Genomic DNA, 24910 nt, shown 5'->3' with positions numbered 1-24910 from the left:
ATGCCTTCAAAATAAAGACCATCAAGACAGTTGCTCCCACAAGGTTGTTCGCCGACCCTGTGGGAGCGGGCTTGCCCGCGATAGCGTCCGCCCAGTCACCCTGTGATCGTGCGAGGTGAAAGTTCTTGGGTGCGCTCTTTTGGTGCTTCAGTGAAGTGAGTAGACTGCGCGCCTTCTTGTAAGGACCGCCACCATGTTGCTGATGCTCTACCTGATCGCCATTACTGCCGAAGCCATGACTGGCGCCCTGTCTGCGGGCCGTCGCGGCATGGACTGGTTTGGCGTGGTGCTGATCGCGTGCGTCACGGCGCTGGGTGGCGGTTCGGTGCGTGACGTGCTGCTCGGCCACTACCCGCTGACCTGGGTCAAACACCCGGAATATCTGGTGCTGACCTCCGTCGCGGCGATGCTGACGATCTTCATCGCTCGCTGGATGCGCCATCTGCGTTCGCTGTTTCTGGTGCTTGATGCCGTGGGTCTGGTGGCGTTCACCCTGATCGGCTGCATGACGGCCCTGGAAATGGGCCATGGCATGCTGGTGGCCTCGGTCAGCGGCGTGATCACCGGCGTATTTGGCGGCATTCTGCGGGACATTTTCTGCAACGACATTCCACTGATATTCCGTCGAGAGCTCTATGCCAGCGTCTCGTTTGCCGCGGCATGGTGCTATCTGCTCTGCATCTACCTGCAGTTACCCGGTGAACAGGCAATCCTGATCACCCTGTTCGGCGGCTTCCTGCTGCGCTTGCTGGCGATTCGTTTCCATTGGGAAATGCCCAAGTTCGTTTATAACGACGAAGCCTGACACGGTCTCTGTAGCAGCTGCCGAAGGCTGCGTTCGAGGCCGCAGGGCTCGCTTTGCGCAATGACGACTGCTGCGCAGCCGAACGCAGCCTTCGGCAGCTGCTACAGGATGCCGTGTTGTTTCAGGGCCCATTCGACGTGTTCGCGCACCAGTTCCGACGGATAGTCCCGCCGTGCCTTCAGCGCTTCCAGCACCGGAATGCTCGACGGCGCATTACCCAGGCCGACCGCCAGATTGCGCAACCAACGCTCGTAACCGGCCCGACGTAATGGCGAACCTTCGGTACTGCTGAGGAATTTTTCTTCGTCCCACATGAACAGTTCAGCCAGTTCGGCGTTGTCCAGATTGTGCCTTGGTTTGAAATCGCTTTCCCCGGAAGCTCGGGCGAAGCGGTTCCACGGGCAAACGATCTGGCAGTCATCGCAACCGAACACCCGGTTACCGATCAATGGCCGCAAATCTTCGGGAATAGCGCTTTTCAGTTCGATGGTCAGGTACGAAATGCAGCGCCGGGCGTCCAGTACATACGGGCCGACGAAGGCGTTGGTCGGACAGATGTCCAGACAGGCGGTGCAGCGACCGCAGTGTTCGGTGGCGTGGGGCGGGTCGACCGGCAGCGGCAGGTCGACGAACAGTTCGCTGAGGAAGAAGTAGCTGCCGGCCTTGCGATTCAAGACCAGCGTGTTTTTGCCGATCCAGCCCAGGCCAGCCTGTTCTGCAATGGCTTTTTCCAGCACCGGGGCGCTGTCGACAAAGGCGCGATAGCCGAATGGGCCGATCACTGCCTGAATTTTTTCTGCCAGTTGCTGCACGCGCTTACGGATCAATTTGTGGTAATCGCGGCCCAAGGCATAACGCGAGACGTAGGCTTTTTCCGGTTCGGCCAGACGTTTGGCCATTTCGGTGTCGCCCGGCAGGTAGTCCATGCGCAGGGAAACGACCCGCAGGGTGCCCGGCACCAGCTCTTCCGGGTGCGAGCGTTTACTGCCGTGGGCGCCCATGTAGTCCATTTCACCGTGGTAGCCGGCCGCGAGCCAGCGCTCCAGGTGCTGCTCATGCTCGGCCAGGTCGAGGCCGCTGATGCCGACTTGCTGAAAGCCCAGCTCGCGGCCCCAGTCCTTGATGGATTGGGCGAGGGCGGGCAGGTCTGTGGTAATAGCGGGCATGAGACGAGAGAAACCGGAGCTGAGGTGCGTATAATTCTGCCAGACATCGGAGCCTGAAGACGCATGCCGCACACTAAAGATGAATTACCCGACGCGCTGTATAGCGCCGCGCAAGTCCGAGGGCTCGATGCGAGCCTGATTGCGGCCGGCACGCCGGGCTTCGAATTGATGCAGCGTGCGGCGCGGGCGACCTGGCGTGCGCTGGTCCGTCACTGGCCTACGGCGCACGAATTGAGCGTGGTAGCCGGCCACGGCAATAATGCGGGCGACGGTTACCTGGTGGCCGTGCTGGCCCGACGTGCCGGCTGGCACGTGCGGGTGCTGGCCGCCGGTGATCCCGGGCGTTTGCAGGGCGATGCCGCATCGGCCCATGCCGAGGCGGTAGCCGAAGGCGTCGCCATTCAAGACTGGAGCGTGCATTCAGAACTGCGTGGCATCGTGCTGGATGCCTTGTTCGGCACTGGCCTGACCGGTGAAGTGCGCGAGCCATACGCCAGTGTCATTGCCGCGATCAACGCCAGTGGGCTACCGGTTGCAGCGGTGGATATCCCCTCGGGGCTGTGTGCCAATACGGGCCGCATACTTGGCATTGCGGTTCGAGCGGACCTGACGGTGACGTTCATCGGTTTGAAGCTGGGTCTGTTCACCGGTGACGCTGCGGATGTGGTTGGCGATTTGGTCTTCAATGATCTGCTAGCCGCCCCTGAGACGTTTATCGGGGCCACGGTCAGTGCTCGTCGCCTGACGGCCGGTAATGTGCCGCGTCTGACCGGTCGCGCTCCAACGTCCCACAAAGGCAAATTTGGCCACGTATTGCTGATCGGCGGTGATCGTGGTTTTGGCGGCGCCATTGTGCTCAGTGCACAAAGTGCTTTGCGCAGCGGTGCCGGGATGGTGTCCGTAGCCACCCGCAGCGAGCATGTTCCGGCTGCATTGGCACGATTACCTGAAGCCATGGTGCTCGGCATTTCGTCGGCCAATCAATTGATGGGGCTGCTTGAGAAGGCCACGGTGCTGGTCGTAGGCCCGGGGCTGGGGCAGGCCGCCTGGGGGCGCAGTCTGTTGTCGGCCGCGGCCAATGCGCCGCTGCCGCAAGTCTGGGATGCTGATGCGTTGAACCTGTTGGCCGAAGGTGGCGTGAGTTTGCCCGCAGGTTGTGTTATCACGCCGCACCCGGGCGAAGCAGCACGGTTGCTGGGGATATCGACGGCCGATGTTCAGGCCGACCGCCCGGCTGCTGCCTATGCATTGAGCAAAAAATATACAGCGGTGGTGATCCTCAAGGGCGCCGGCAGTTTGATCGCCAGCCCCGACGGGCGTCTGGCGTTGTGTCATCAGGGCCATCCGGCCATGGCATCTGCCGGTTTGGGCGATGTGCTGGCCGGGCTGGTCGGCGCCTTGCTCGCTCAGGGCATGGACGCGTATGACGCGGCATGCCTGGCGGTCTGGCTGCACGCCAATGCCGGCGCGCAACAAGGTGAATTCGGCCGTGGGCTGGCGGCCAGTGATCTGATACCAGCCATTCGTCAGTTGTTGGAGGAGCAAGCACCGTGTCTGAAGTAACCCTGTACCTGGCAGATGAAGAGGCGATGACCGCGTTTGGTGCGCGCATCGCAAAAACCACTGAAGGGCACGGTCTGATTTTTCTTGAGGGGGATCTGGGTGCGGGGAAAACCACGCTGTCCCGGGGCATTATTCGTGGTCTGGGGCATACGGGGGCGGTAAAAAGTCCCACCTTCACCCTGGTCGAGCCTTACGAGATTGGGGAGGTCCGCGCCTTCCATTTCGACCTGTATCGTCTGGTCGATCCGGAGGAGCTGGAGTACCTCGGCATCCGCGACTATTTCGAAGACGATGCACTGTGCCTGATTGAATGGCCCCGGAACGGTGCAGGCTTTTTGCCAAAGCCCGACCTGACCATTACCATTAGCCCGCAAGACAGCGGGCGTTCGCTGAAAATTTTGCCCCAGGGCTCGCGTGGCGAGTCGTGGTGTGCCGCTTTGGCATTGGAATCCAATTAAATGATGGGGTTAGGTATGCGCTTTCGCGCGTTGGTTGCTGCCGTAGGATTGTTGTTTCTGGCGGTAACCGTCGACGCTGTGGCCGAGACAAAGGTCAACAGTGTTCGCCTGTGGCGGGCGCCGGACAACACGCGACTGGTGTTTGACCTGACAGGGCCTGTCCAGCACAGCGTTTTTACCCTGACCTCCCCGGATCGGCTGGTGATCGACATCAATGGCGCCTCTCTGGGATCGCCGCTGAACGTCAATACCTCGAATACTCCGATCACCGCAATGCGCTCGGCTCAACGTACGCCGACCGACCTGCGAGTGGTCATCGACCTGAAAAAGGCCGTCACGCCGAAAAGTTTTACCTTGGCGCCCAACGCCCAATACGGTAATCGCTTGGTGGTCGATCTGTTCGATAACGCCGCCGACGCCGCGCCAATTCCTGTGCCGACTAACGTCGCGACCGTGGCCCCGGTACCGGTCACTCCAGTAGATCCGCCGGTGAAGTTGCCGCCCGCCCCGGCCGGCAAGCGCGACATCATTGTGGTGATCGACGCCGGCCACGGCGGCGAAGACCCTGGCGCCTCAGGCTCTCGCGGTCAGCGTGAAAAAGACGTGGTGCTGGCGATCGCCCGTGAACTGCAGCGTCAGGTCAATGGCATGAAAGGCTTCCGCGCCGAACTGACTCGCACCGGCGATTACTTCATTCCGTTGCGTGGCCGTACCGAAATCGCCCGCAAGAAGGGCGCCGATCTGTTCGTTTCGATCCACGCCGACGCCGCGCCTTCGGCCGCCGCGTTCGGTGCGTCGGTGTTCGCTTTGTCTGATCGTGGTGCTACGTCGGAGACCGCCCGTTGGCTGGCCGACAGCGAAAACCGTTCCGACTTGATCGGCGGTGCAGGCAATGTCAGCCTCGATGACAAGGACCGCATGCTGGCCGGCGTGCTGCTCGATTTGTCGATGACTGCTTCCTTGACGTCCAGCCTGAACGTTGGCCAGAAAGTCTTGAGCAACATCGGCCGTGTCACGCCGCTGCACAAACAGCGCGTGGAGCAAGCCGGGTTCATGGTGCTGAAGTCGCCGGACATCCCGTCGATCCTGGTGGAAACCGGTTTTATCTCCAACGCCAACGAAGCTTCCAAGCTTGCTGCAGCGAACCACCAGCAGGCGCTGGCGCGTTCTATCAGCAGCGGCGTGCGACAGTTCTTCCAGCAGAATCCACCGCCGGGCACCTACATTGCCTGGCTGCGTGACTCCGGCAAAATCGCCCTGGGCCCGCGTGACCATCGCGTGAACCCTGGCGAAACCCTGGCGATGATCGCCGTGCGTTATCAGGTGTCTCCGGCCACCTTGCGCAGCGCCAACAACCTCAAGAGCGACGAGCTGAAGATTGGTCAGACATTGACCATTCCCGGCACTGAACTGGCGGCCAAAGAATGAACCAGGTGCTGACCAACACTGCGCGCATCGAGCTGCTCAGCCCGCGGCTGGCGAACCAGATTGCCGCCGGTGAGGTGGTTGAGCGCCCGGCCTCGGTGATCAAGGAGTTGCTGGAGAACAGCCTCGACTCCGGCGCCAAACGCATCGATGTCGATGTTGAGCAGGGCGGCGTCAAGCTGCTGCGGGTGCGCGACGATGGCAGCGGCATTTCTGCCGATGACCTGCCCTTGGCCCTGGCCCGTCACGCCACCAGCAAGATTCGCAATCTGGAAGACCTTGAGCAGGTGATGAGCCTGGGGTTTCGTGGTGAGGCGCTGGCGTCCATCAGCTCCGTGGCGCGCCTGACCCTGACGTCCCGCACTCGCGATGCCGATCAGGCCTGGCAGGTGGAAACCGAAGGCCGGGACATGGCGCCTCGCGTGCAACCCGCGGCCCATCCGGTGGGGACTTCGGTGGAAGTGCGCGACTTGTTCTTCAATACCCCGGCGCGCCGTAAATTTCTCAAAACCGAAAAAACCGAATTCGATCACCTGCAAGAAGTGATCAAGCGTCTGGCGCTGGCGCGGTTCGATGTGGCGTTCCATCTGCGCCACAACGGCAAAACCATCCTTAGCCTGCACGAAGCCCATGATGACGCGGCCCGCGCCCGGCGTGTGGCGGCGATCTGCGGGGCGGGGTTTCTGGAGCAGGCGCTGCCGATTGAAATCGAGCGCAATGGCCTGCATCTGTGGGGCTGGGTCGGGTTGCCGACCTTCAATCGCAGTCAGGCAGACTTGCAGTATTTCTTTGTGAATGGCCGCGCCGTGCGGGACAAACTGGTGGCTCACGCAGTGCGCCAGGCTTATCGCGATGTGCTGTTCAACGGTCGGCACCCGACGTTCGTACTGTTTTTCGAAGTCGATCCGGCGGGCGTTGACGTCAACGTGCACCCGACCAAGCACGAAGTGCGCTTCCGTGACGGGCGCATGGTTCATGATTTCCTCTATGGCACTTTGCATCGCGCGCTCGGCGATGTGCGGCCGGAAGATCATCTGGCCGCCCCTGTCGCGACGGCCATTGTCCGGCCGACCGGGCTCGACGCCGGTGAGTTCGGTCCGCAGGGCGAAATGCGTCTGGCGGCCAATGCGCTGTTGGAACAGCCTCAGGCCCAACCTTCCTTTAATACGACGGCGGGCTCCGGCGCTGGTGCCGGTTATCAGTATCAGTACACGCCGAGGCCTCAGTCCGGCATACCCGTCGCCGAAGCTCAAGCGGCCTACCGCGAGTTTTTCGCGCCACTGCCCGAAGCCAATGCGGTCGCGCTGCCGGCAGGGCAGGATGACATCCCGCCATTGGGTTACGCGCTGGCGCAGCTCAAGGGCATCTATATTCTTTCGGAAAACGCTCAAGGTCTGGTGCTGGTGGACATGCACGCCGCCCACGAGCGGATCATGTACGAACGCCTGAAAATCGCCATGGCCAGCGAAGGCTTGAGCGGCCAGCCGCTGTTGGTGCCGGAGTCTCTGGCGGTCAGTCAGCGTGAAGCCGATTGTGCCGAAGAACACGTCGCGTGGTTCCAGCGGCTGGGCTTTGAGTTGCAGCGTCTTGGCCCGGAATCGCTGGCGATCCGGCAAATCCCGGCGTTGTTGAAACAGGCGGAAGCCAATCGACTGGTCAGCGACGTTCTGGCGGATTTGATGGAATACGGCACCAGTGACCGGATTCAGGCACACCTGAACGAACTGCTCGGCACCATGGCCTGCCACGGCGCGATTCGCGCGAATCGGCGTCTGGCCTTGCCGGAAATGAACGGTCTGCTGCGGGACATGGAAAACACCGAACGCAGCGGTCAATGCAACCATGGCCGACCGACCTGGACCCAATTGGGCCTGGACGATCTGGACAAACTGTTTTTGCGCGGTCGTTGATGAGCCAGTTCCCTCCTGCGATTTTCCTGATGGGGCCGACGGCTGCCGGCAAGACCGACCTGGCCATTGAACTCACCAAGGTCCTGCCCTGCGAACTGATCAGCGTCGATTCGGCGCTGGTTTACCGTGGCATGGACATTGGCACTGCCAAACCTTCCAAAGAAATTCTGGCCGAATTCCCGCATCGCCTGATCGATATTCTCGACCCAGCCGAAAGTTATTCGGCTGCGGATTTTCGTCGTGATGCGCTCGAGGCCATGGCCGAGATCACCGCGCGGGGAAAAATTCCGCTGCTGGTAGGCGGCACAATGCTCTACTACAAGGCTTTGCTCGAAGGTCTGGCCGACATGCCGGCGGCCGATCCGGACGTGCGCGCGCAAATCGAAGAAGAGGCTGCACGCCTTGGCTGGCAGGCCCTGCATGATCAATTGGCGGTCATCGATCCGCAATCCGCGGCGCGAATTCATCCGAACGATCCACAGCGCCTCAGTCGCGCGCTGGAAGTTTATCGCGTCAGTGGTCAGAGCATGACTGAGCTACGCTTGCGACAATCTGCGCAAAGTACTGAAGCAGCCGCTTCGGGACTGCAACAATTGCCCTATACTGTCGCGAACTTGGCTATCGCCCCGGCAAATCGCCAGGTACTGCACGAGCGTATTAAACAAAGATTCACAAATATGTTGGAACAGGGATTCATCGATGAGGTCGTAGCCCTGCGAGATAGAGGTGACCTGCATTCGGGGATGCCGTCTATACGTGCTGTAGGTTATCGACAAGTCTGGGATTACCTGGATGGCAAGCTGACGCAAGCCGAGATGCAGGAGCGTGGAATCATTGCCACGCGCCAATTGGCGAAGCGCCAGTTCACCTGGCTGCGCAGTTGGGCTGATTTACACTGGTTGGACAGCCTCGATTGCGACAATCTGCCGCGCGCCTTGAAATACCTTGGGACCATCTCCATATTGAGCTGAGTCCTTGCAATTGCCGTCTATCCTTGGGGGTGTGACGGCCCCAAGCCATCTGTTTACCTATTTTTATATTGAATCCTTAAAGGAGTGCGGCACATGTCAAAAGGGCATTCGCTACAAGACCCTTACTTGAATACTTTACGTAAAGAGAAAGTGGGGGTTTCCATCTACCTGGTCAACGGGATCAAACTGCAAGGCACGATCGAGTCTTTCGACCAGTTCGTTATTCTGCTGAAAAACACCGTTAGCCAAATGGTTTACAAACACGCTATCTCTACAGTGGTGCCGGTTCGTCCAATTCGTCTGCCTAGCGCAACCGAATCCGAAACAGGTGACGCTGAGCCAGGTAACGCCTGATAGGAGTCTCCTTTGTTCTTTGAGCGCCACGGTGGTGGTGAGCGGGCAATTCTCGTTCACTTGGATGGTCAGGACCCTGAGGCGCGCGAAGATCCGCAGGAGTTTCAGGAGTTGGCAATTTCGGCAGGCGCCGAGACCGTCGCGTTTTTTAACGTGCCGCGTCATCGGCCAACCGCCAAAACCCTGATTAGCAGTGGCAAGGTCGAAGAATTACGCGATCTGGTCAGCGCCGAACAGGTCGATCTGGTGATTTTCAATCACATCCTCACGCCCAGTCAGGAACGTAACCTCGAACGCATTTTCGAGTGTCGCGTGATTGACCGCACGGGTTTGATTCTCGATATCTTCGCCCAACGCGCCCGCACCCATGAAGGCAAGCTCCAGGTCGAACTGGCCCAGCTTGAACACATGAGTACGCGGCTGGTTCGTGGCTGGACTCACCTTGAGCGGCAGAAGGGCGGTATCGGTCTGCGCGGCCCGGGTGAAACCCAGCTGGAAACCGACCGGCGCCTGTTGCGGGTTCGCCTGCGGCAGATCAAGGGGCGCCTGGAAAAGGTCCGCAGCCAGCGCGAGCAGTCTCGTCGCGGGCGCAAACGTGCTGACATTCCGACGGTTTCACTGGTGGGTTATACCAATGCCGGCAAATCGACGCTGTTCAACTCGGTCACCGATTCCGACGTCTTCGCCGCCGACCAGTTATTCGCTACCCTCGACCCGACCTTGCGCCGACTCGAACTCGACGACCTCGGTCCGATCGTGCTGGCCGACACTGTGGGCTTTATTCGTCACTTGCCGCACAAACTGGTCGAGGCATTTCGAGCTACGCTCGAAGAGTCGAGCAACTCCGACCTGTTGCTGCACGTGATCGATGCGCACGAGCCTGAGCGCATGGCCCAGATTGAACAGGTCATGGTGGTGCTCGGGGAGATCGGGGCGCAGGACTTGCCGATCCTTGAGGTATACAACAAACTCGATTTGCTCGAGGGTGTTGAGCCGCAGATTCAGCGCGATGCCGATGGCAAACCGCAGCGGGTCTGGTTGTCGGCCAAGGACGGTACCGGTCTGGACCTGCTCAAGCAGGCTGTGGCGGAGCTGTTGGGCAGTGATTTGTTTGTTGGCACCTTGCGCTTGCCGCAGCGTTTTGCTCGACTGCGTGCGCAGTTTTTCGAACTCGGTGCGGTGCAAAAAGAAGAACACGACGAAGAAGGCATCAGCCTGCTGGCCGTTCGCTTGCCACGGATCGAATTGAATCGACTCGTGAGCCGCGAAGGTCTGCAACCGATGGAATTCATCGAGCAACACACTTTGCAATAAAAGCCTGAGAAAGCGGTTGTGCCGCGGTGACAGGCATTCTGTAGCATTGGTCGGCGCGCCGTGGGTGCGTCTTTGCTTTATCAGATGGAGAGCGCTATGGCTTGGAATGAGCCGGGTGGCAACTCGAATAATCAGGATCCTTGGGGTGGCAAGCGCCGCAATAACGGCGACCGCAAGGGACCACCGGATCTCGACGAGGCCTTCCGAAAGCTGCAGGAAAGCCTGAACGGGTTGTTCGGTGGTGGTAAAAAACGCGGTGACGAGGGCGGCGGTTCGGGCAAGAGTGGTGGCTTCGGCGGCCTGCTCGGCATCGGCCTGGTCGTGCTGGCGGCCGTATGGCTGTACAGCGCGGTCTATGTGGTCGACGAGCAGGAGCAAGCCGTAGTGCTGCGCTTTGGCAAGTACTATGAAACCGTCGGCCCGGGCCTGAACATCTACTTCCCGCCGATCGATCGCAAGTACATGGAAAACGTCACGCGTGAGCGTGCCTATACCAAGCAGGGTCAAATGCTGACTGAAGACGAAAACATCGTCGAAGTGCCGCTGACCGTGCAGTACAAGATCAGCAACCTGCAGGACTTCGTGCTGAACGTCGATCAGCCGGAAATCAGCTTGCAACATGCGACTGACAGTGCCTTGCGTCACGTGGTGGGTTCTACCGCCATGGATCAGGTGCTGACCGAAGGTCGTGAATTGATGGCCAGCGAAATCAAGGAGCGTCTGCAACGCTTCCTCGATACTTATCGCACCGGTATCAGCGTCACCCAGGTCAACGTACAGAGCGCAGCTGCACCGCGTGAAGTTCAGGAAGCCTTTGATGACGTGATCCGCGCCCGTGAAGACGAGCAGCGTTCGCGCAACCAGGCTGAAACCTACGCCAACGGCGTCGTGCCGGAAGCCCGTGGTCAGGCCCAGCGCATCCTTGAGGATGCCAACGGTTACCGCGACGAGACCGTCTCCCGCGCCAAGGGTGAGGCTGATCGTTTCACCAAACTGGTGGCCGAGTACCGCAAGGCCCCTGAAGTCACCCGCCAGCGTCTGTATCTGGACACCATGCAGGAAGTCTTCAGCAACACCAGCAAGGTTCTCGTGACCGGCAACAAGGAAGGCCAGAACAATCTGCTGTACTTGCCGCTGGACAAGATGATCGACAGTGGTCGCAGCGGCGCTCCGGTGACCGGCGCAGCAGCCAGCAGCAATGAAGTGAATGCGCGTGCGGCGGCTGATCTGCAGCAACAGCAAACACGTACCAGGGAGAGTCGCTGATGAGCAATAAATCGCTGATCGCCCTTATTATCGGCGTCGTCGTGGCGATCGTTGCCTGGAACTGCTTCTACATCGTGGCTCAGACCGAGCGCGCGGTGATGCTGCAGTTCGGTCGTGTGGTCCAGTCCGATGTTCAGCCGGGCCTGCATGTGAAAGTGCCTTACGTGAACAAGGTGCGCAAATTCGACGCGCGCCTGATGACACTGGATGCACCGACACAACGCTTCCTGACGCTGGAAAAGAAAGCCGTAATGGTCGATGCCTACGCCAAGTGGCGCGTGAAAGATGCCGAGCGCTTCTACACCGCGACTTCCGGCCTCAAGCAGATTGCCGACGAGCGTCTTTCCCGTCGTCTGGAATCGGGCCTGCGTGACCAGTTCGGTAAGCGCACCCTGCACGAAGTGGTGTCCGGTGAGCGTGATGCGCTAATGGCTGACATCACCAATTCGCTGAACAAGATGGCGGAAAAAGAGCTGGGCATCGAAGTTGTCGATGTCCGGGTCAAAACCATCGACCTGCCGAAGGAAGTGAACCGCAGTGTGTTCGAGCGTATGAGCACCGAGCGTGAGCGTGAAGCTCGCGAGCACCGCGCCAAGGGTAACGAGCTGGCTGAAGGCATCCGTGCCGACGCTGACCGTCAGCGCCGCGTGTTGCTGGCTGAAGCCTATCGTGAATCTGAAGAGGTTCGCGGTGACGGTGACGCCCAGGCTGCTGCGATCTACTCCAAGGCATACGGCCAGGATCAGGAGTTCTACGCGTTCTACCGTAGCCTGCGTGCCTACCGTGAAAGCTTCGCGAACAAATCCGACGTCATGGTCCTGGACCCGGGCAGCGACTTCTTCCGTTACCTGGAAAAAGCCAAGCCTTGATACGACGTTGACCTGAATATCCCCCGCCCGGCGGCTAAAACCTCGGGCGGGGTGATCCTTTGGGAAAACGTGTGTATGATGCGGCAGCCGGGAAATTCCCGGCTTTTTTGCGTCTGCACGTTTGATTGCTGTTTGTATGCAGGCGCCCGAGTTGAATGACTCGACAGGTTTTTCGAGGAAAGTGGTTGGCGAAGCCGGTTTTCAGGCTTTTCGCCCCGTTGTCCATGCGCGCGGTTTGTGCGCATGGGCCGATCATTTTCTGCTTCACTCAAGGCTCGCCCAAAGGCTTGTCGCCCGGATCATAGGGGAATGGCGTAATGGCAACGGTAGACCGCTGGCTGCTGCCAGATGGCATCGAAGAAGTACTGCCACCAGAAGCTGCGCGCATCGAAGTAGCGCGTCGCCAGGTGTTGGATCTGTTCCAGAGCTGGGGTTACGAGTTTGTCGTGACTCCCCATATCGAGTACCTGGAATCCCTGCTGACCGGCGCGGGTTCGGACCTTGATCTGCGTACCTTCAAGGTCATCGACCCGCAGTCGGGCCGGCAGATGGGATTCCGTGCCGACATCACGCCGCAAGTGGCGCGCATCGATGCGCACACCCTGCGTCGCGAAGGCCCGAGCCGACTGTGTTATGCCGGTAGCGTGCTGCATGCTCAGCCGCGTGCCTTGTCGTCCTCGCGCAGCCCGATTCAACTGGGCGCCGAGTTGTACGGCGATGCCAGCCCGAGCAGCGACGTGGAAGTCATCAGCCTGATGCTGGCCATGCTGCAACTGGCCGATGTGCCGGATGTGCACATGGACCTCGGTCATGTCGGCATCTACCGCGGCCTGGCCCGCGCCGCCGGTTTGTCCGGTGAAGTCGAGCAACAGTTGTTCGATGCGTTGCAACGTAAAGCCATCGACGAGGTCATTACCTTGACCGAAGGCCTGCCTGCCGATCTGTCGGGCATGCTGCGAGCGCTGGTCGATCTGTGTGGTGGTCGTGAAGTGTTGAGTGCAGCGCGTGAGCGTCTGGCCAATGCGCCGGCACCCGTGCTGGCGGCCCTGGACGATTTGCTGGCGATTGCCGAGCGTCTATCCACGCGTTTCCCGGAATTACCGCTGTATTTCGACCTGGGCGAGTTGCGCGGCTACCACTACCACACCGGTGTGGTGTTCGCAGTGTTCGTACCGGGTGTCGGCCAGTCCATTGCTCAGGGCGGTCGTTACGACGACATTGGCGCCGACTTCGGTCGCGCCCGTCCGGCGACCGGTTTCTCTACCGATTTGAAAACCCTGGTGACCCTGGGGCGTGCTGAAATCGAGCTACCGTCTGGCGGTATCTGGATGCCTGACAGTACGGATGCAGCACTCTGGCAGCAGGTTTGCCAGTTGCGCAGTGAGGGTCAGCGTGTCGTTCAGGCATTGCCTGGGCAACTTTTGGCCGCCGCCCGTGAAGCGGACTGCGACCGGCAATTGATTCAGCAGAACGGGCTTTGGCAAGTATTGCCGCTGGCTTCTTGAGTTTTCCTGCCGGCCGCCGCCGGCACCAAGTTTGCGCGAATGAGGACAAGTGTTATGGGTAAGAATGTCGTAGTCCTGGGCACCCAATGGGGTGATGAGGGCAAAGGCAAGATCGTTGATCTGCTGACCGAACATGCTGCCGCCGTAGTGCGCTACCAAGGTGGCCACAACGCTGGCCACACCCTGGTAATCGACGGCGAAAAAACCGTCTTGCACCTGATCCCCTCGGGCGTGCTGCGCGAAGGCGTGCAGTGCCTGATCGGTAACGGCGTGGTGGTTGCACCCGATGCCCTGCTGCGGGAAATCATCAAGCTGGAAGAGAAAGGCGTACCGGTGCGCGAGCGCCTGCGTATCAGCCCGTCCTGCCCGCTGATCCTGTCCTACCACGTAGCGCTGGACCAGGCCCGTGAAAAGGCCCGTGGCGAGCTGAAGATCGGTACTACCGGTCGCGGCATCGGCCCGGCTTACGAAGACAAGGTTGCCCGTCGCGGTCTGCGCATCGGTGACCTGTTCCACCGCGAGCGTTTCGCTGCCAAGCTGGGCGAGTTGCTGGACTACCACAACTTCGTACTGGTCAATTACTACAAAGAGCCAGCAATCGACTTCCAGAAGACACTCGACGAGTGCATGGAATACGCCGAGCTGCTCAAGCCGATGATGCTCGACGTCACCGCTGAACTGCACGAGCTGCGTCGCGCTGGCAAAGACATCATGTTCGAAGGCGCCCAAGGCTCCCTGCTGGACATCGACCACGGCACCTACCCGTACGTCACCAGCTCCAACACCACCGCGGGCGGCATCGCCACCGGTTCGGGTTTTGGCCCGATGTACCTGGATTACATCCTCGGCATCACCAAGGCTTACACCACTCGCGTGGGTTCGGGTCCGTTCCCGACTGAGCTGTTCGACGACGTCGGTGCTTTCCTGGCCAAGCGTGGCCACGAGTTCGGTGCTACCACCGGCCGTGCCCGTCGTTGCGGCTGGTTCGACGCCGTCATCCTGCGTCGCGCCATCGACGTCAACAGCATTTCGGGCCTGTGCCTGACCAAGCTGGACGTACTGGACGGTCTGGAAACCATCAACATCTGCGTTGGCTACAAGAACCAGGACGGTGCAGTGATCGACGCGCCGACTGACGCCGACAGCTACATTGGCCTGGAGCCGGTGTACGAGCAAATGCCAGGCTGGACCGAATCCACCGTCGGTGCCAAGACCCTGGAAGAGCTGCCTCAGGCTGCACGCAACTACATCAAGCGCGTTGAAGAGTTGGTCGGTGCGCCGATCGACATTATTTCGACGGGTCCGGACCGCAACGAAACCATCGTTCTGCGTCACCCGTTCGCTTAATAAGTCTTTGATGTAAAACACGAAGGCCCCTTAATTGGGGCCTTTGTCGTTTATGGCTGTCGAACGGCATGACCTTTGCTGTGAACATTGAAAAAGCATCGTTTCTGACGTGCCATCAATTTGATGGCGTCAAAGCAGAGGGATTTTCAGTGTCGGCCGTTCTCTCACTGTTACAAAGCCGTCTCTTGCGGCCCGTGTTCGTTACCCTTGGTATCGCCCTTTTGGTGCAGGTGCTGGTCGCTGTCGCTCTGACCCGGAGCACAGTGACTGCGCTGGAAGCTGATTTGGGGGCGCGGTTGGACGCCGACAGCCAAAAGCTCTCTGGTGAACTTGAGCAAGCCGGGCGTGAAGTCACGTCGAGCCTGGATAACCTGTCTACCAGTACCCGTCAGCGCCTGACAGCCGGGCTGTCTTCGCGTCTGAAGGACGAGCAGGCACAACTGCGTACGACGCTGGAGAAGGACCTGAAGGATTCGGCCAATGACATGGCGCAGCTTCTGGCCTCGGTCGCACCCCGCGCCATGTGGGACAGCGACATTCCTACCCTGTCCGAATTCGCTCGCCGTGCCCAGCGCAATCCCAATGTGTTGTTCGTGGTCTACGACGACGCCACGGGCCAGCACCTGACGCGCTACCTTAACCGGGAGAACCCGATCAACAAGGCGCTTCTGGAAAAAGGCCAGGGCGAGCGGGCGCTCGACAAAGTTCTGGATGCGGCGAAGAACGATCCGTCGGTCTACTACCTTGAAGCCTCGATCAACCCTAATGGGGTGGAGATTGGCAAGGTTTTGATGGGGGTCTCGACCGCTTCCGTGGAAACCGATCTGGCGGCGCTGGACAAGCGCTTCTCGGCGCTGATCGCCAGCAGCGATCAACTGGTGGGTGACAGCCTCAAAGGCGCAGCGGCTGACAGCGCAACGGCGATGCGCGGGCGTCTGCAATCGGCGCAGTCCACCGCCACTGAAATGAAAGCCAATACCACCGGTGCCGTGCAGGAAGCTGCCGGGACTTTGCGCTGGCGCATCGGCATGGGCCTGGCGGTGGTGGGTTTTGGTGTGCTGCTGTTGCTGGCGGTGGTGCTGGGTCGTCGAGTAGTCAATCGCTTGAAGCTGCTGATCGCCGCCATGGATGACCTGGCTGCAGGTGAGGGCGATCTGACCAAACGTGTGCAGATCAATAGCCAGGATGAGATTGGCGACATGGCCTCGGCGGTCAATCGCTTTGTGGATAAGTTGCAGCCGATCGTGCGGGAGGCGGGCGATGTGGCCCAGCGTACCGGCGTGGAAATCGGCGCCATGACCTTGCGCAATGCCGGTGCGGATGCAGCGGCGGGCATGCAGCGCGATGAGGTGGCCGAAAGCTTGCGCGCGTTGTCGCAAATGGCTGACGAAGCTCAGTCTGAAAGCCACGCCATGCAGGCCGCTTTGCAGCAGGTGGTGGGCATTCGCCAGGCCACGGATGAAAACACTCGGACCTCGGCGAAAGTCGGCAGCCTGATCGAAGCGTTGGCCGGACAAGTCGACACCGGCGCGAAAGTCATCGAGCGCCTGGCGCAGCAGAGTGAACAGATTGAAGTGGTGTTGACAGTGATTCACGGGATCGCCGAACAAACCAACTTGCTGGCGTTGAACGCCGCCATTGAGGCGGCGCGTGCCGGCGAGACCGGTCGCGGATTTGCTGTGGTGGCGGATGAGGTGCGGGCACTGGCGAGCAAGACCCAAAGCTCAACCGGCGACATTCAGGCGCACATCGTTGCGTTGCAGCAGGGCGCGCGCGAGGCCGTCGCGGCAATCGGGCAGGCCGGACGTCAGGCCAGCGAAGGTTTGCTGGTGTTGCGCGACAGTGCGCGGTTACAGCAGTCGGTGCAGGCGTCGGTCGAGCAGGTGCATGCGGCGATCGGTCTGGCGACCCAGGCCGCGGCGCATCAGGCGCAAGGTGCGCAGGCAGTGCGTGGACGGGTTGAGACCATTCATGCTCAGGCTGAAAAGGCTGCTCAGGCGGTGGTGGAGACTACGGCGAGTGGCAAGGTGCTGGATGGTTTGGCGGCGCAGTTGAAGGCGAGTCTGGGGCAGTTCAGGGCTTAAGTTTTGTATTGTTTGTGCGGACGCCNGTGGTGGAGACTACGGCGAGTGGCAAGGTGCTGGATGGTTTGGCGGCGCAGTTGAAGGCGAGTCTGGGGCAGTTCAGGGCTTAAGTTTTGTATTGTTTGTGCGGACGCCATCGCGGGCAAGCCCGCTCCCACAGGATTTGTGTCGTACACAAATTTTGTATATGACCGCTCCCCCTGTGGAGCGGGCTTGCCCGCGATAGCGATCTCAGCGGCTCAAATACATCCGGGTTGTTAACAGGTACACCGGCAACCCTGACACCACAATCAACAACGCCGCATAAGGCGCCGCCGCCCCAAATTCCACATTCGCGGTATGCGCCCAGACTTCCGTCGCCAACGTATTGAGCCCGGTCGGACTCAGCAACAGCGTTGCTGTCAGCTCCTTCATCGCATCCAGAAACACCAGCGCAAACGCTGCCCCCAAGGCTGGGAAGATTATCGGCAACGTCACCCGACAAAACGCGCTGAAGGACGACGCTCCCAGGGTGCGTGCAGCCTCTTCCAGTTGCGGCGCTGCCTTGTTCAGCGCGATACGAATCGGCGCTTGAGCCAGCGGCATAAACAACAGCGCATAAGCAATGAGCAGCAGCGCCGAGGTCTGATACAGCACCGGCACATAATGCAGGGCGAAATACACCAGGGTCAGCGCGATCACCAATCCCGGCAGCGCATGCAGCAGATACGGCAAGCGCTCGGCCCAGATTGCCAGTCGGCCTTTATGGCGCACCACCAGCAACCCCACCGGTACCGCCAGCACGAGGCACAGCGCTGCGCCACCAAGCGACAGCGCCAAGGAAGACAACAGCGCCTCGCTGATAGCCGCCACCGGAAATGCTGCCGATGAACCAGCCGCCAGCCAATACATAAGCATCCCCAGCGGAATGCCGCTGCCGATGATCGCCAGTGCCAAGCAATAAAGTTGTCCTGCGCCAGACCAATGCCCCAGGTGAACCTGTTCCGCATGCCGCGCCGCGCCCTGGCCGGTGCGCACATGTCGGCCCTTGCCACGCACGCGTAGCTCCAGCCATAGCAACATTAGACACAGCGCCAACAGCACTGCCGAAAGCATCGCTGCGTTAGCGTTGCTGAATTCCAGTTCGAACTGTTGGTAGATCGCTGTCGTGAAAGTCTGCAAGCCGATGATCGACAGCGCGCCGAACTCCACCAGCATGTGCAGCGCAATCAGCAGCGAACCGGCCAGCAGTGACGGCCAGAGCAAGGGCAGGGTGATTTTGAAGAATACGCCCCAGCGATTCTGCCCCAGGGTTCGTGCTGACTCCTCCAGGGACGGATCGAGATTGCGCAGGGTTGCCGCCACCGGCAGAAAAATCAGCGGGTATTTGGACAGGGTCATCACCAGGATCGCCCCGCCCAGCCCTTCGAAGTGAGCGCTCAGAGAGACCCAGGTGAAGCTGCTGACAAACGCCGGCACCGCGAATGGTAGGCACAGGATCACGCCCCACAGCCGTCGACCCGGCAGATTGCTGCGTTCCAGCAACCAGGCGAGCGACAGGCCGATTACGCCGCAGGCCAGCGTGACGCCCGCCATCAGCGCCAGCGTATTACGCAGCAGGCCAAACACGTAGGGTCGCCACAACAGATGCAGCGCCTCGGCCCAGCCTGCTTGCCAGGTCTTGAGGCCGACATAAGCCAGTGGCAACAGACTGAGCACCACCAGCAGCAAAACCGGCAGCAACAACCAGATCGAAGGCCGCTTGCGCCGTGGCACGTAGCCGCCGCCCAAGGCGGTGGCAGACAACGATGCGCTCATCAGTTCAAGCCAACGTCACGTTCCAGGTCCAGGGCTTCTTCGGCGTTGCCGAGGTCGGCGGGCGTGACTTTCGGCGCTTGCAGTTCGCTGAACGGCTTGAGGTCGCGATCCGATTCCATGCCTTTGTGCAGCGGGTATTCGGCGGTGGTCTGGGTGATCACGCGCTGACCTTCTTCGCTGGCCATGTAGGCGAGCAATTGCTGGGCTTCTTTTGGATGCTTGCTGGATTTCAACACCGCAGCGCTGGAGACGGTGATCAACCCGCCGACGTCGCCGCCGGTGAAATAATGCAGTTTCGAATCGAGCTGGCCTTTTTCGCGCTGCAGGGCGAACCAGTAGTAATTGTTCACCAGCACGGTCGCGACTTCACCGTTTTCCACAGCCTTCAGTGCGACCATGTTGTTGCTGTAGGTCTTGCCGAAAGCGCGCAGGCCGGTGAGCCATTCTTCGGCAGCATCCATGCCATGCACTTTGATGATTGCTACGGCTTGCTCCTGGAATGCGCCACTGGTTGGAACGAAACCGACCTTGCCTTGCCATTTCGGATCGGAGAATTCCATTACCGATTTTGGCAGGTCTTTTTCATCGATCAACTTGGGATTGAACGCAACAACGCGGACCCGCGCAGTGATACCGATCCAGGTGCCGTTTCCGGCAACGTAGTCCTTGGGCAGAACGGCGAGGGTGGTGGCGTCGGTTTTCGCCAGCAGGCCTTGTTCGCCGAGTTTGTTCAGCGGTGGGGATTCTTCGGTGTAGATCACGTCGGCGGGGGAGCGATCACCTTCTTCGACGATCTGGCTGGCGAGCTGGTTGCTGCTGCCCTTGCGCACGTTGACGTGAATCCCGGTCTTGGCTTCGAAGGCTTTGGCGACGGCGTCGCCGACTTCCTTGTGTTGGCCGTTATAGAGAGTCAGGGAAAACGGATCGGCGGCTTGGGTGAGGGGAGTGGCGAGTGTCAGGCCGAGCAGGGTGATGGTCAGGCCGCGGCGCAGGGTATTTCGAAGCATCATTCGCAGGGTTCCTCACTGTCGCATTGCAAAAACTTGTAACAATGATAAACGATATTGTTTCTCATGTGCGTTTTGCAGGGCTGGCATGGTGTTGCTAGATGGCTGGCGCGGGCTCTTGTAGCAGCTGGCGAAGCCTGCGTTCGGCTGCGAAGCAGTCGTGAGTTCAGGCGATGCGGTGTTTCAGGAAGACCATGTACTCAGGTTTTGCGACTGCTTCGCAGCCGAACGCAGGCTTCGCCAGCTGCTACGGGACTCATGAGTTTGTGGTGTGGGAATGGCTCTCGTTTTTTTTAAAGCCAGAAACGCAAAAACCCGCTTTCGCGGGTTTCTGTGAAATTCAAGATTGTGACCTTGAATTTGAATTGGTGCCCAGAAGAAGACTCGAACTTCCACGACCTTGCGGTCACCAGCACCTGAAGCTGGCGTGTCTACCAATTTCACCATCTGGGCATAATCGCAAGCGTTGCCGCTGTTGATGTGGCGCACTATACGGAGAGCATTTTGATCTGTAAACCCCTGATTTAATTTTAATAAACCAGAAGCCTGAAATGCAAAAACCCGCTTTCGCGGGTTTTGTGTGAGCCTTGAAATTGTTCTAATCTCAAGCTCTGAATTGGTGCCCAGAAGAAGACTCGAACTTCCACGACCTTGCGGTCACCAGCACCTGAAGCTGGCGTGTCTACCAATTTCACCATCTGGGCATAATCGCAAGCGTTGCCGCTGTTGATGTGGCGCACTATACGGAGAGCATTTTGATCTGTAAACCCCTGATTTAATTTTAATAAACCAGAAGCCTGAAATGCAAAAACCCGCTTTCGCGGGTTTTGTGTGAGCCTTGAAATTGTTCTAATCTCAAGCTCTGAATTGGTGCCCAGAAGAAGACTCGAACTTCCACGACCTTGCGGTCACCAGCACCTGAAGCTGGCGTGTCTACCAATTTCACCATCTGGGCATAATCGCAAGCGTTGCCGCTGTTGATGTGGCGCACTATACGGAGAGCATTTTGATCTGTAAACCCCTGATTTAATTTTAATAAACCAGAAGCCTGAAATGCAAAAACCCGCTTTCGCGGGTTTTGTGTGAGCCTTGAAATTGTTCTAATCTCAAGCTCGAAATTGGTGCCCAGAAGAAGACTCGAACTTCCACGACCTTGCGGTCACCAGCACCTGAAGCTGGCGTGTCTACCAATTTCACCATCTGGGCAGTATCGGCAGCGCGTGTGCGTCGTCGATGGCGCGCACTATACGGAGCGTCTTTTTAACTGTAAACCCCCGACATCGAAAAAACCTGGAAAATTTCTCCAGTGGTATTCAAATCAGCTTTGCGATGTCGATAAAGGGCTTTAGATGGGCTGTCATAGCCTGAAATTTCCCGTTTCATTACGCCTATGCCAAACTAACCCGCATATAGACAAGGTGAAAACTCTCTAATGGCCGATTGGCAGTCCCTCGATCCCGAGGCCGCTCGTGAAGCGGAAAAATATGAAAACCCTATTCCTAGCCGCGAACTGATCCTTCAGCACCTTGCTGATCGAGGTTCGCCTGCTAACCGCGAGCAACTGGTCGAAGAGTTTGGTCTGACCACAGAAGACCAGATCGAAGCCCTGCGTCGCCGTCTGCGCGCCATGGAGCGCGACGCTCAACTCATCTATACCCGTCGCGGCACTTATGCGCCGGTGGACAAGCTCGACCTGATCCTGGGTCGCATCAGCGGTCACCGTGACGGCTTCGGCTTCCTGGTCCCGGACGACGGCAGTGACGACCTGTTCATGAGCCCGGCGCAAATGCGCCTGGTGTTCGACGGCGACCGCGCCCTGGCCCGTGTTTCCGGCCTCGACCGTCGCGGTCGCCGCGAAGGCATGATCGTTGAAGTGGTGTCCCGTGCCCACGAGACCATCGTCGGTCGTTACTTCGAAGAGGGCGGTATCGGTTTTGTGGTCGCGGACAATCCGAAGATCCAGCAAGAAGTGCTGGTGACTCCGGGCCGCAACGCCAACGCCCAGATCGGTCAGTTCGTCGAAGTGAAGATCACTCACTGGCCGACGCCACGCTTCCAGCCGCAAGGCGACGTGGTCGAAGTCGTGGGTAACTACATGGCGCCGGGCATGGAAATCGATGTCGCCCTGCGCACCTACGATATTCCTCACGTCTGGCCAGAAGCGGTGCTCAAAGAAGCCGCCAAGCTCAAGCCGGAAGTCGAAGAGAAGGACAAAGAGAAGCGCATCGACCTGCGCCATCTGCCGTTCGTGACTATCGATGGCGAAGATGCACGGGACTTCGATGACGCGGTCTACTGCGAAGCCAAGCCGGGCAAACTGCGCCTGTTCTCCGGTGGCTGGAAGTTGTACGTGGCGATCGCCGACGTTTCCAGCTACGTGAAAATCGGTTCAGCGCTGGATAACGAATCCCAGGTGCGTGGCAACTCGGTGTACTTCCCCGAGCGTGTCGTGCCGATGCTGCCTGAGCAATTGTCCAACGGCCTGTGCTCGCTGAACCCGCACGTCGATCGTCTGGCCATGGTCTGCGAGATGACTATCTCCAAATCCGGCGAGATGACCGACTACTGCTTCTACGAAGCGGTGATTCACTCCCACGCTCGCCTGACCTACAACAAGGTCAGCGCCATGCTGGAGACGCCGAAAGCCACCGAAGCGCGTCAGCTTCGTGGTGAATACACCGACGTCCTGCCGCACCTCAAGCAGCTGTATGCGCTGTACAAGGTTCTGCTGGCGGCCCGTCACGTGCGCGGCGCGATCGATTTCGAAACGCAGGAAACCCGTATCATCTTCGGTTCCGAGCGCAAAATTGCCGAAATCCGTCCGACCGTTCGCAACGACGCCCACAAGCTGATCGAGGAATGCATGCTGGCGGCCAACGTGGCCACCGCCGAATTCCTGAAAAAGCACGAAATCCCTGCGTTGTACCGCGTCCACGATGGTCCGCCACCGGAGCGTCTGGAAAAACTGCGCGCCTTCCTTGGTGAGCTCGGCCTGTCCCTGCACAAAGGCAAGGACGGTCCGTCGCCGAAGGATTACCAGGCTTTGCTGGCAAGCATCAAGGACCGTCCGGATTTCCATCTGATCCAGACCGTCATGCTGCGTTCGTTGAGCCAGGCGGTGTACAGCGCTGATAATCAGGGCCACTTCGGCCTGAATTACGAAGCCTATACCCACTTCACTTCACCGATTCGTCGCTACCCGGACTTGCTCACGCACCGGGCGATCCGCAGCGTCATCCATTCGAAAATGGACACCCCGCACGTTCGCCGTGCCGGCGCGATGATCATTCCCAAAGCGCGCATCTACCCGTACGACGAAGTGATCCTGGAGCAACTCGGCGAGCAGTGCTCGATGAGCGAACGCCGTGCCGACGAAGCGACCCGCGACGTGGTGAACTGGCTCAAGTGCGAGTTCATGAAAGACCGCGTGGGCGAATCGTTCCCGGGTGTGATCACTGCCGTGACCGGTTTCGGCCTGTTCGTCGAGCTGACCGATATCTACGTCGAAGGTCTGGTGCACGTCACTGCGCTGCCGGGTGATTACTACCACTTCGATCCTGTACACCACCGCCTCGCCGGTGAGCGTACCGGTCGCAGCTTCCGCCTTGGCGATACCGTTGAAGTGCGCGTCATGCGCGTCGACCTCGACGAGCGCAAGATCGACTTCGAGATGGCTGAAAAAACCATCAGCGCGCCGATTGGTCGCAAAAAACGTGGAATTGAAACCGCTGCTCCGGCCGCCAAAACAGCTGTGGAGTCGGCACCGGCTAAAACCGGTCGTCGTCCTGCCAAGGAAAAGGCTGTCGAAGCCTATCGTCCGAGCGATGCAGCGGCAAAAAATGCCGAGTTGCGCAAAAGCCGTGAACTGAAACAGGCGTTGCTGTCTGAAGCGAAAAGCGGCGGTAAAGCGGCGTCTGGGGGAAAGACCGGGCGGTCGGCGCCTGACAAGGCCCCCGGCGGCAAGCCAGCAAAACCGAGCAAACACCGTAAAGGCCCGCCAAAAGCGGGTTCCGCTCCAGCCGCCAGAAGCGGCGGGGCGCGTAAACCTAAGGCCAAGTCATGAGTCAGTTGGAAAAAATCTATGGCGTGCACGCTGTAGAAGCGTTGCTGCGTCATCACCCAAAACGCGTCAAGCAGATCTGGCTGGCTGAAGGCCGCAGTGATCCGCGGGTGCAGACGCTGATCGCACTCGCTGCCGAAAATCGCGTAGCGGTCGGTCAGGCTGAGCGTCGTGAGCTGGATGCGTGGGTAGAAGGCGTGCACCAGGGCGTGGTCGCGGACGTGAGTCCGAGTCAGGTCTGGGGCGAAGCGATGCTCGACGAATTACTCGATCGCACTGAAGGCGCACCGCTGTTGCTGGTGCTCGACGGCGTGACCGATCCGCACAACCTTGGCGCTTGCCTGCGTTCGGCCGATGCGGCCGGCGCGCTGGCGGTGATCGTGCCAAAGGACAAGTCAGCCACCCTGACCCCGACGGTGCGTAAAGTCGCCTGTGGCGCGGCGGAAGTAATTCCGTTGGTGGCCGTGACCAACCTGGCGCGCACCCTGGAAAAACTCAAACAGCGTGGCTTGTGGGTCGTCGGTACGGCGGGCGAGGCTGAGCAGGAGCTGTATCAGCAAGACCTGACCGGCCCGACCATCCTGATCATGGGCGCGGAGGGCAGCGGCATGCGCCGCCTGACTCGCGATCTTTGCGACTACCTGGTGCGTCTGCCAATGGCGGGCAGTGTCAGCAGTCTCAACGTTTCGGTAGCGACTGGCGTTTGCCTGTTCGAGGCCCTGCGCCAGCGCGGCGTCAAAGCTGCCGGGACCGCCAAAAAGTAATGATCCGGTTGTAATCCCTGTGGGAGCGAGCCTGCTCGCGATAGCGGAATTACATTCAGCATAAATGTTGGGTGTTGTACCCCATCGCGAGCAGGCTCGCTCCCACAGTGGTTTTGTGTCTGGGCGAAGATTGGGGGTTGTTCAAATAATCACCAATTGCCTTGCGCCTCTCTTGTCCCTTCTCTACAATTGCGCCCCTTGCTGTGACGGCAGGCACGCATGTGTCTATCGCAAGCAAGTCCATA

General features: G+C 59.6%; 18 protein-coding genes and 4 tRNA genes. 15 read left to right on the top strand and 7 right to left on the bottom strand.

Going from position 1 to position 24910, the window contains the following annotated elements:
• The first annotated feature begins 193 nt into the window (after positions 1–193).
• Positions 194–805 carry a trimeric intracellular cation channel family protein gene (locus MMG91_RS22030; RefSeq protein WP_030128339.1) on the top strand — a complete coding sequence of 204 codons (612 nt, stop codon included), beginning with the start codon at positions 194–196 and terminating at the stop codon, positions 803–805.
• A 101-nt stretch (positions 806–906) separates the two neighbouring features.
• Here the strand turns inward: MMG91_RS22030 and queG are convergent, their stop codons facing one another.
• Positions 907–1971 carry a tRNA epoxyqueuosine(34) reductase QueG gene (queG, locus tag MMG91_RS22025; protein ID WP_310660682.1) on the bottom strand — a complete coding sequence of 355 codons (1065 nt, stop codon included), beginning with the start codon at positions 1969–1971 and terminating at the stop codon, positions 907–909.
• 63 nt (positions 1972–2034) lie between these two features.
• Between queG and MMG91_RS22020 the strand changes: the two genes are divergently transcribed.
• The 12 genes from MMG91_RS22020 (at position 2035) to MMG91_RS21965 (ending at position 17037) form a co-directional block, all read left to right on the top strand.
• Positions 2035–3534 (top strand): NAD(P)H-hydrate dehydratase, encoded by a 1500-nt coding sequence (locus MMG91_RS22020; RefSeq protein ID WP_310660681.1) that lies wholly within the window; start codon positions 2035–2037, stop codon positions 3532–3534.
• Positions 3522–3992 carry a tRNA (adenosine(37)-N6)-threonylcarbamoyltransferase complex ATPase subunit type 1 TsaE gene (gene tsaE, locus MMG91_RS22015; protein WP_310660680.1) on the top strand — a complete coding sequence of 157 codons (471 nt, stop codon included), beginning with the start codon at positions 3522–3524 and terminating at the stop codon, positions 3990–3992. The genes MMG91_RS22020 and tsaE overlap by 13 nt, the downstream gene beginning before the upstream one ends.
• Complete coding sequence (locus tag MMG91_RS22010; RefSeq protein WP_310660679.1) at positions 3993–5420, top strand: N-acetylmuramoyl-L-alanine amidase; 1428 nt, start codon at positions 3993–3995, stop codon at positions 5418–5420.
• Positions 5417–7327, top strand: coding sequence for a DNA mismatch repair endonuclease MutL (gene mutL, locus MMG91_RS22005; protein ID WP_405046557.1), 1911 nt, complete (start codon positions 5417–5419; stop codon positions 7325–7327). Before MMG91_RS22010 ends, mutL begins: the two co-directional genes overlap by 4 nt.
• A complete protein-coding gene (gene miaA, locus MMG91_RS22000; protein ID WP_305504228.1) occupies positions 7327–8298 on the top strand; it encodes a tRNA (adenosine(37)-N6)-dimethylallyltransferase MiaA in 972 nt (323 codons plus the stop codon). Before mutL ends, miaA begins: the two co-directional genes overlap by 1 nt.
• A gap of 93 nt (positions 8299–8391) precedes the next feature.
• Positions 8392–8652: an RNA chaperone Hfq gene (gene hfq / locus MMG91_RS21995; RefSeq protein ID WP_030128332.1), complete on the top strand. Its 261-nt coding sequence runs from the start codon at positions 8392–8394 to the stop codon at positions 8650–8652.
• Between the two features lie 12 nt (positions 8653–8664).
• Positions 8665–9966 carry a ribosome rescue GTPase HflX gene (hflX, locus tag MMG91_RS21990; RefSeq protein WP_008009827.1) on the top strand — a complete coding sequence of 434 codons (1302 nt, stop codon included), beginning with the start codon at positions 8665–8667 and terminating at the stop codon, positions 9964–9966.
• A gap of 96 nt (positions 9967–10062) precedes the next feature.
• A complete protein-coding gene (gene hflK, locus MMG91_RS21985; RefSeq protein WP_310660678.1) occupies positions 10063–11232 on the top strand; it encodes an FtsH protease activity modulator HflK in 1170 nt (389 codons plus the stop codon).
• Complete coding sequence (gene hflC, locus MMG91_RS21980; protein ID WP_052965949.1) at positions 11232–12101, top strand: protease modulator HflC; 870 nt, start codon at positions 11232–11234, stop codon at positions 12099–12101. Before hflK ends, hflC begins: the two co-directional genes overlap by 1 nt.
• 317 nt (positions 12102–12418) lie before the next feature.
• Complete coding sequence (locus MMG91_RS21975) at positions 12419–13606, top strand: ATP phosphoribosyltransferase regulatory subunit (RefSeq protein ID WP_007902665.1); 1188 nt, start codon at positions 12419–12421, stop codon at positions 13604–13606.
• 54 nt (positions 13607–13660) lie between these two features.
• A complete protein-coding gene (locus MMG91_RS21970; RefSeq protein ID WP_201189510.1) occupies positions 13661–14953 on the top strand; it encodes an adenylosuccinate synthase in 1293 nt (430 codons plus the stop codon).
• A 149-nt stretch (positions 14954–15102) separates the two neighbouring features.
• Complete coding sequence (locus MMG91_RS21965; protein WP_305447967.1) at positions 15103–17037, top strand: methyl-accepting chemotaxis protein; 1935 nt, start codon at positions 15103–15105, stop codon at positions 17035–17037.
• Positions 17038–17268: 231 nt separating this feature from the next.
• Here MMG91_RS21965 and MMG91_RS21960 read toward each other — a convergent pair whose 3' ends face one another.
• The 6 genes from MMG91_RS21960 to MMG91_RS21935 all read right to left on the bottom strand — a co-directional run bounded on the left by MMG91_RS21960 (position 17269) and on the right by MMG91_RS21935 (position 21047).
• Positions 17269–18834: an iron ABC transporter permease gene (locus MMG91_RS21960; protein WP_310660677.1), complete on the bottom strand. Its 1566-nt coding sequence runs from the start codon at positions 18832–18834 to the stop codon at positions 17269–17271.
• Complete coding sequence (locus MMG91_RS21955; protein ID WP_310660676.1) at positions 18834–19844, bottom strand: iron ABC transporter substrate-binding protein; 1011 nt, start codon at positions 19842–19844, stop codon at positions 18834–18836. Before MMG91_RS21955 ends, MMG91_RS21960 begins: the two co-directional genes overlap by 1 nt.
• Positions 19845–20207: 363 nt before the next feature.
• Positions 20208–20294 (bottom strand) — tRNA-Leu (locus MMG91_RS21950).
• A gap of 164 nt (positions 20295–20458) precedes the next feature.
• Positions 20459–20545: transfer RNA gene (locus MMG91_RS21945), tRNA-Leu, on the bottom strand.
• Positions 20546–20709: 164 nt separating this feature from the next.
• A tRNA-Leu gene (locus tag MMG91_RS21940) sits at positions 20710–20796 on the bottom strand.
• Between the two features lie 164 nt (positions 20797–20960).
• Positions 20961–21047 (bottom strand) — tRNA-Leu (locus MMG91_RS21935).
• 226 nt (positions 21048–21273) lie between these two features.
• Between MMG91_RS21935 and rnr the strand changes: the two genes are divergently transcribed.
• Complete coding sequence (rnr, locus tag MMG91_RS21930) at positions 21274–23904, top strand: ribonuclease R (RefSeq protein ID WP_310660675.1); 2631 nt, start codon at positions 21274–21276, stop codon at positions 23902–23904.
• Positions 23901–24665 carry a 23S rRNA (guanosine(2251)-2'-O)-methyltransferase RlmB gene (gene rlmB, locus MMG91_RS21925; protein ID WP_305447971.1) on the top strand — a complete coding sequence of 255 codons (765 nt, stop codon included), beginning with the start codon at positions 23901–23903 and terminating at the stop codon, positions 24663–24665. Before rnr ends, rlmB begins: the two co-directional genes overlap by 4 nt.
• Positions 24666–24910 lie beyond the last annotated feature (245 nt).

It is taken from the genome of Pseudomonas sp. JL3, assembly GCF_031570575.1.
Classification (GTDB): Bacteria; Pseudomonadota; Gammaproteobacteria; order Pseudomonadales; family Pseudomonadaceae; genus Aquipseudomonas; species Aquipseudomonas cucumis.
The sequence above is the reverse complement of the archived record's forward strand: the minus strand, read 5'-3'. Positions and strand labels throughout refer to the sequence as shown.

What these genes read in the sequence shown, in the direction of transcription:
- MMG91_RS22030 (WP_030128339.1), top strand. Translation starts at nt 194, where the DNA reads ATGTTGCTGATGCTCTACCTGATCGCCATTACTGCCGAAGCCATGACT.
- queG (WP_310660682.1), bottom strand. Translation starts at nt 1,971, where the DNA reads ATGCCCGCTATTACCACAGACCTGCCCGCCCTCGCCCAATCCATCAAG.
- MMG91_RS22020 (WP_310660681.1), top strand. Translation starts at nt 2,035, where the DNA reads ATGCCGCACACTAAAGATGAATTACCCGACGCGCTGTATAGCGCCGCG.
- MMG91_RS22010 (WP_310660679.1), top strand. Translation starts at nt 3,993, where the DNA reads ATGATGGGGTTAGGTATGCGCTTTCGCGCGTTGGTTGCTGCCGTAGGA.
- mutL (WP_405046557.1), top strand. Translation starts at nt 5,417, where the DNA reads ATGAACCAGGTGCTGACCAACACTGCGCGCATCGAGCTGCTCAGCCCG.
- miaA (WP_305504228.1), top strand. Translation starts at nt 7,327, where the DNA reads ATGAGCCAGTTCCCTCCTGCGATTTTCCTGATGGGGCCGACGGCTGCC.
- hfq (WP_030128332.1), top strand. Translation starts at nt 8,392, where the DNA reads ATGTCAAAAGGGCATTCGCTACAAGACCCTTACTTGAATACTTTACGT.
- hflK (WP_310660678.1), top strand. Translation starts at nt 10,063, where the DNA reads ATGGCTTGGAATGAGCCGGGTGGCAACTCGAATAATCAGGATCCTTGG.
- hflC (WP_052965949.1), top strand. Translation starts at nt 11,232, where the DNA reads ATGAGCAATAAATCGCTGATCGCCCTTATTATCGGCGTCGTCGTGGCG.
- MMG91_RS21975 (WP_007902665.1), top strand. Translation starts at nt 12,419, where the DNA reads ATGGCAACGGTAGACCGCTGGCTGCTGCCAGATGGCATCGAAGAAGTA.
- MMG91_RS21970 (WP_201189510.1), top strand. Translation starts at nt 13,661, where the DNA reads ATGGGTAAGAATGTCGTAGTCCTGGGCACCCAATGGGGTGATGAGGGC.
- MMG91_RS21960 (WP_310660677.1), bottom strand. Translation starts at nt 18,834, where the DNA reads ATGAGCGCATCGTTGTCTGCCACCGCCTTGGGCGGCGGCTACGTGCCA.
- MMG91_RS21955 (WP_310660676.1), bottom strand. Translation starts at nt 19,844, where the DNA reads ATGATGCTTCGAAATACCCTGCGCCGCGGCCTGACCATCACCCTGCTC.
- rnr (WP_310660675.1), top strand. Translation starts at nt 21,274, where the DNA reads ATGGCCGATTGGCAGTCCCTCGATCCCGAGGCCGCTCGTGAAGCGGAA.
- rlmB (WP_305447971.1), top strand. Translation starts at nt 23,901, where the DNA reads ATGAGTCAGTTGGAAAAAATCTATGGCGTGCACGCTGTAGAAGCGTTG.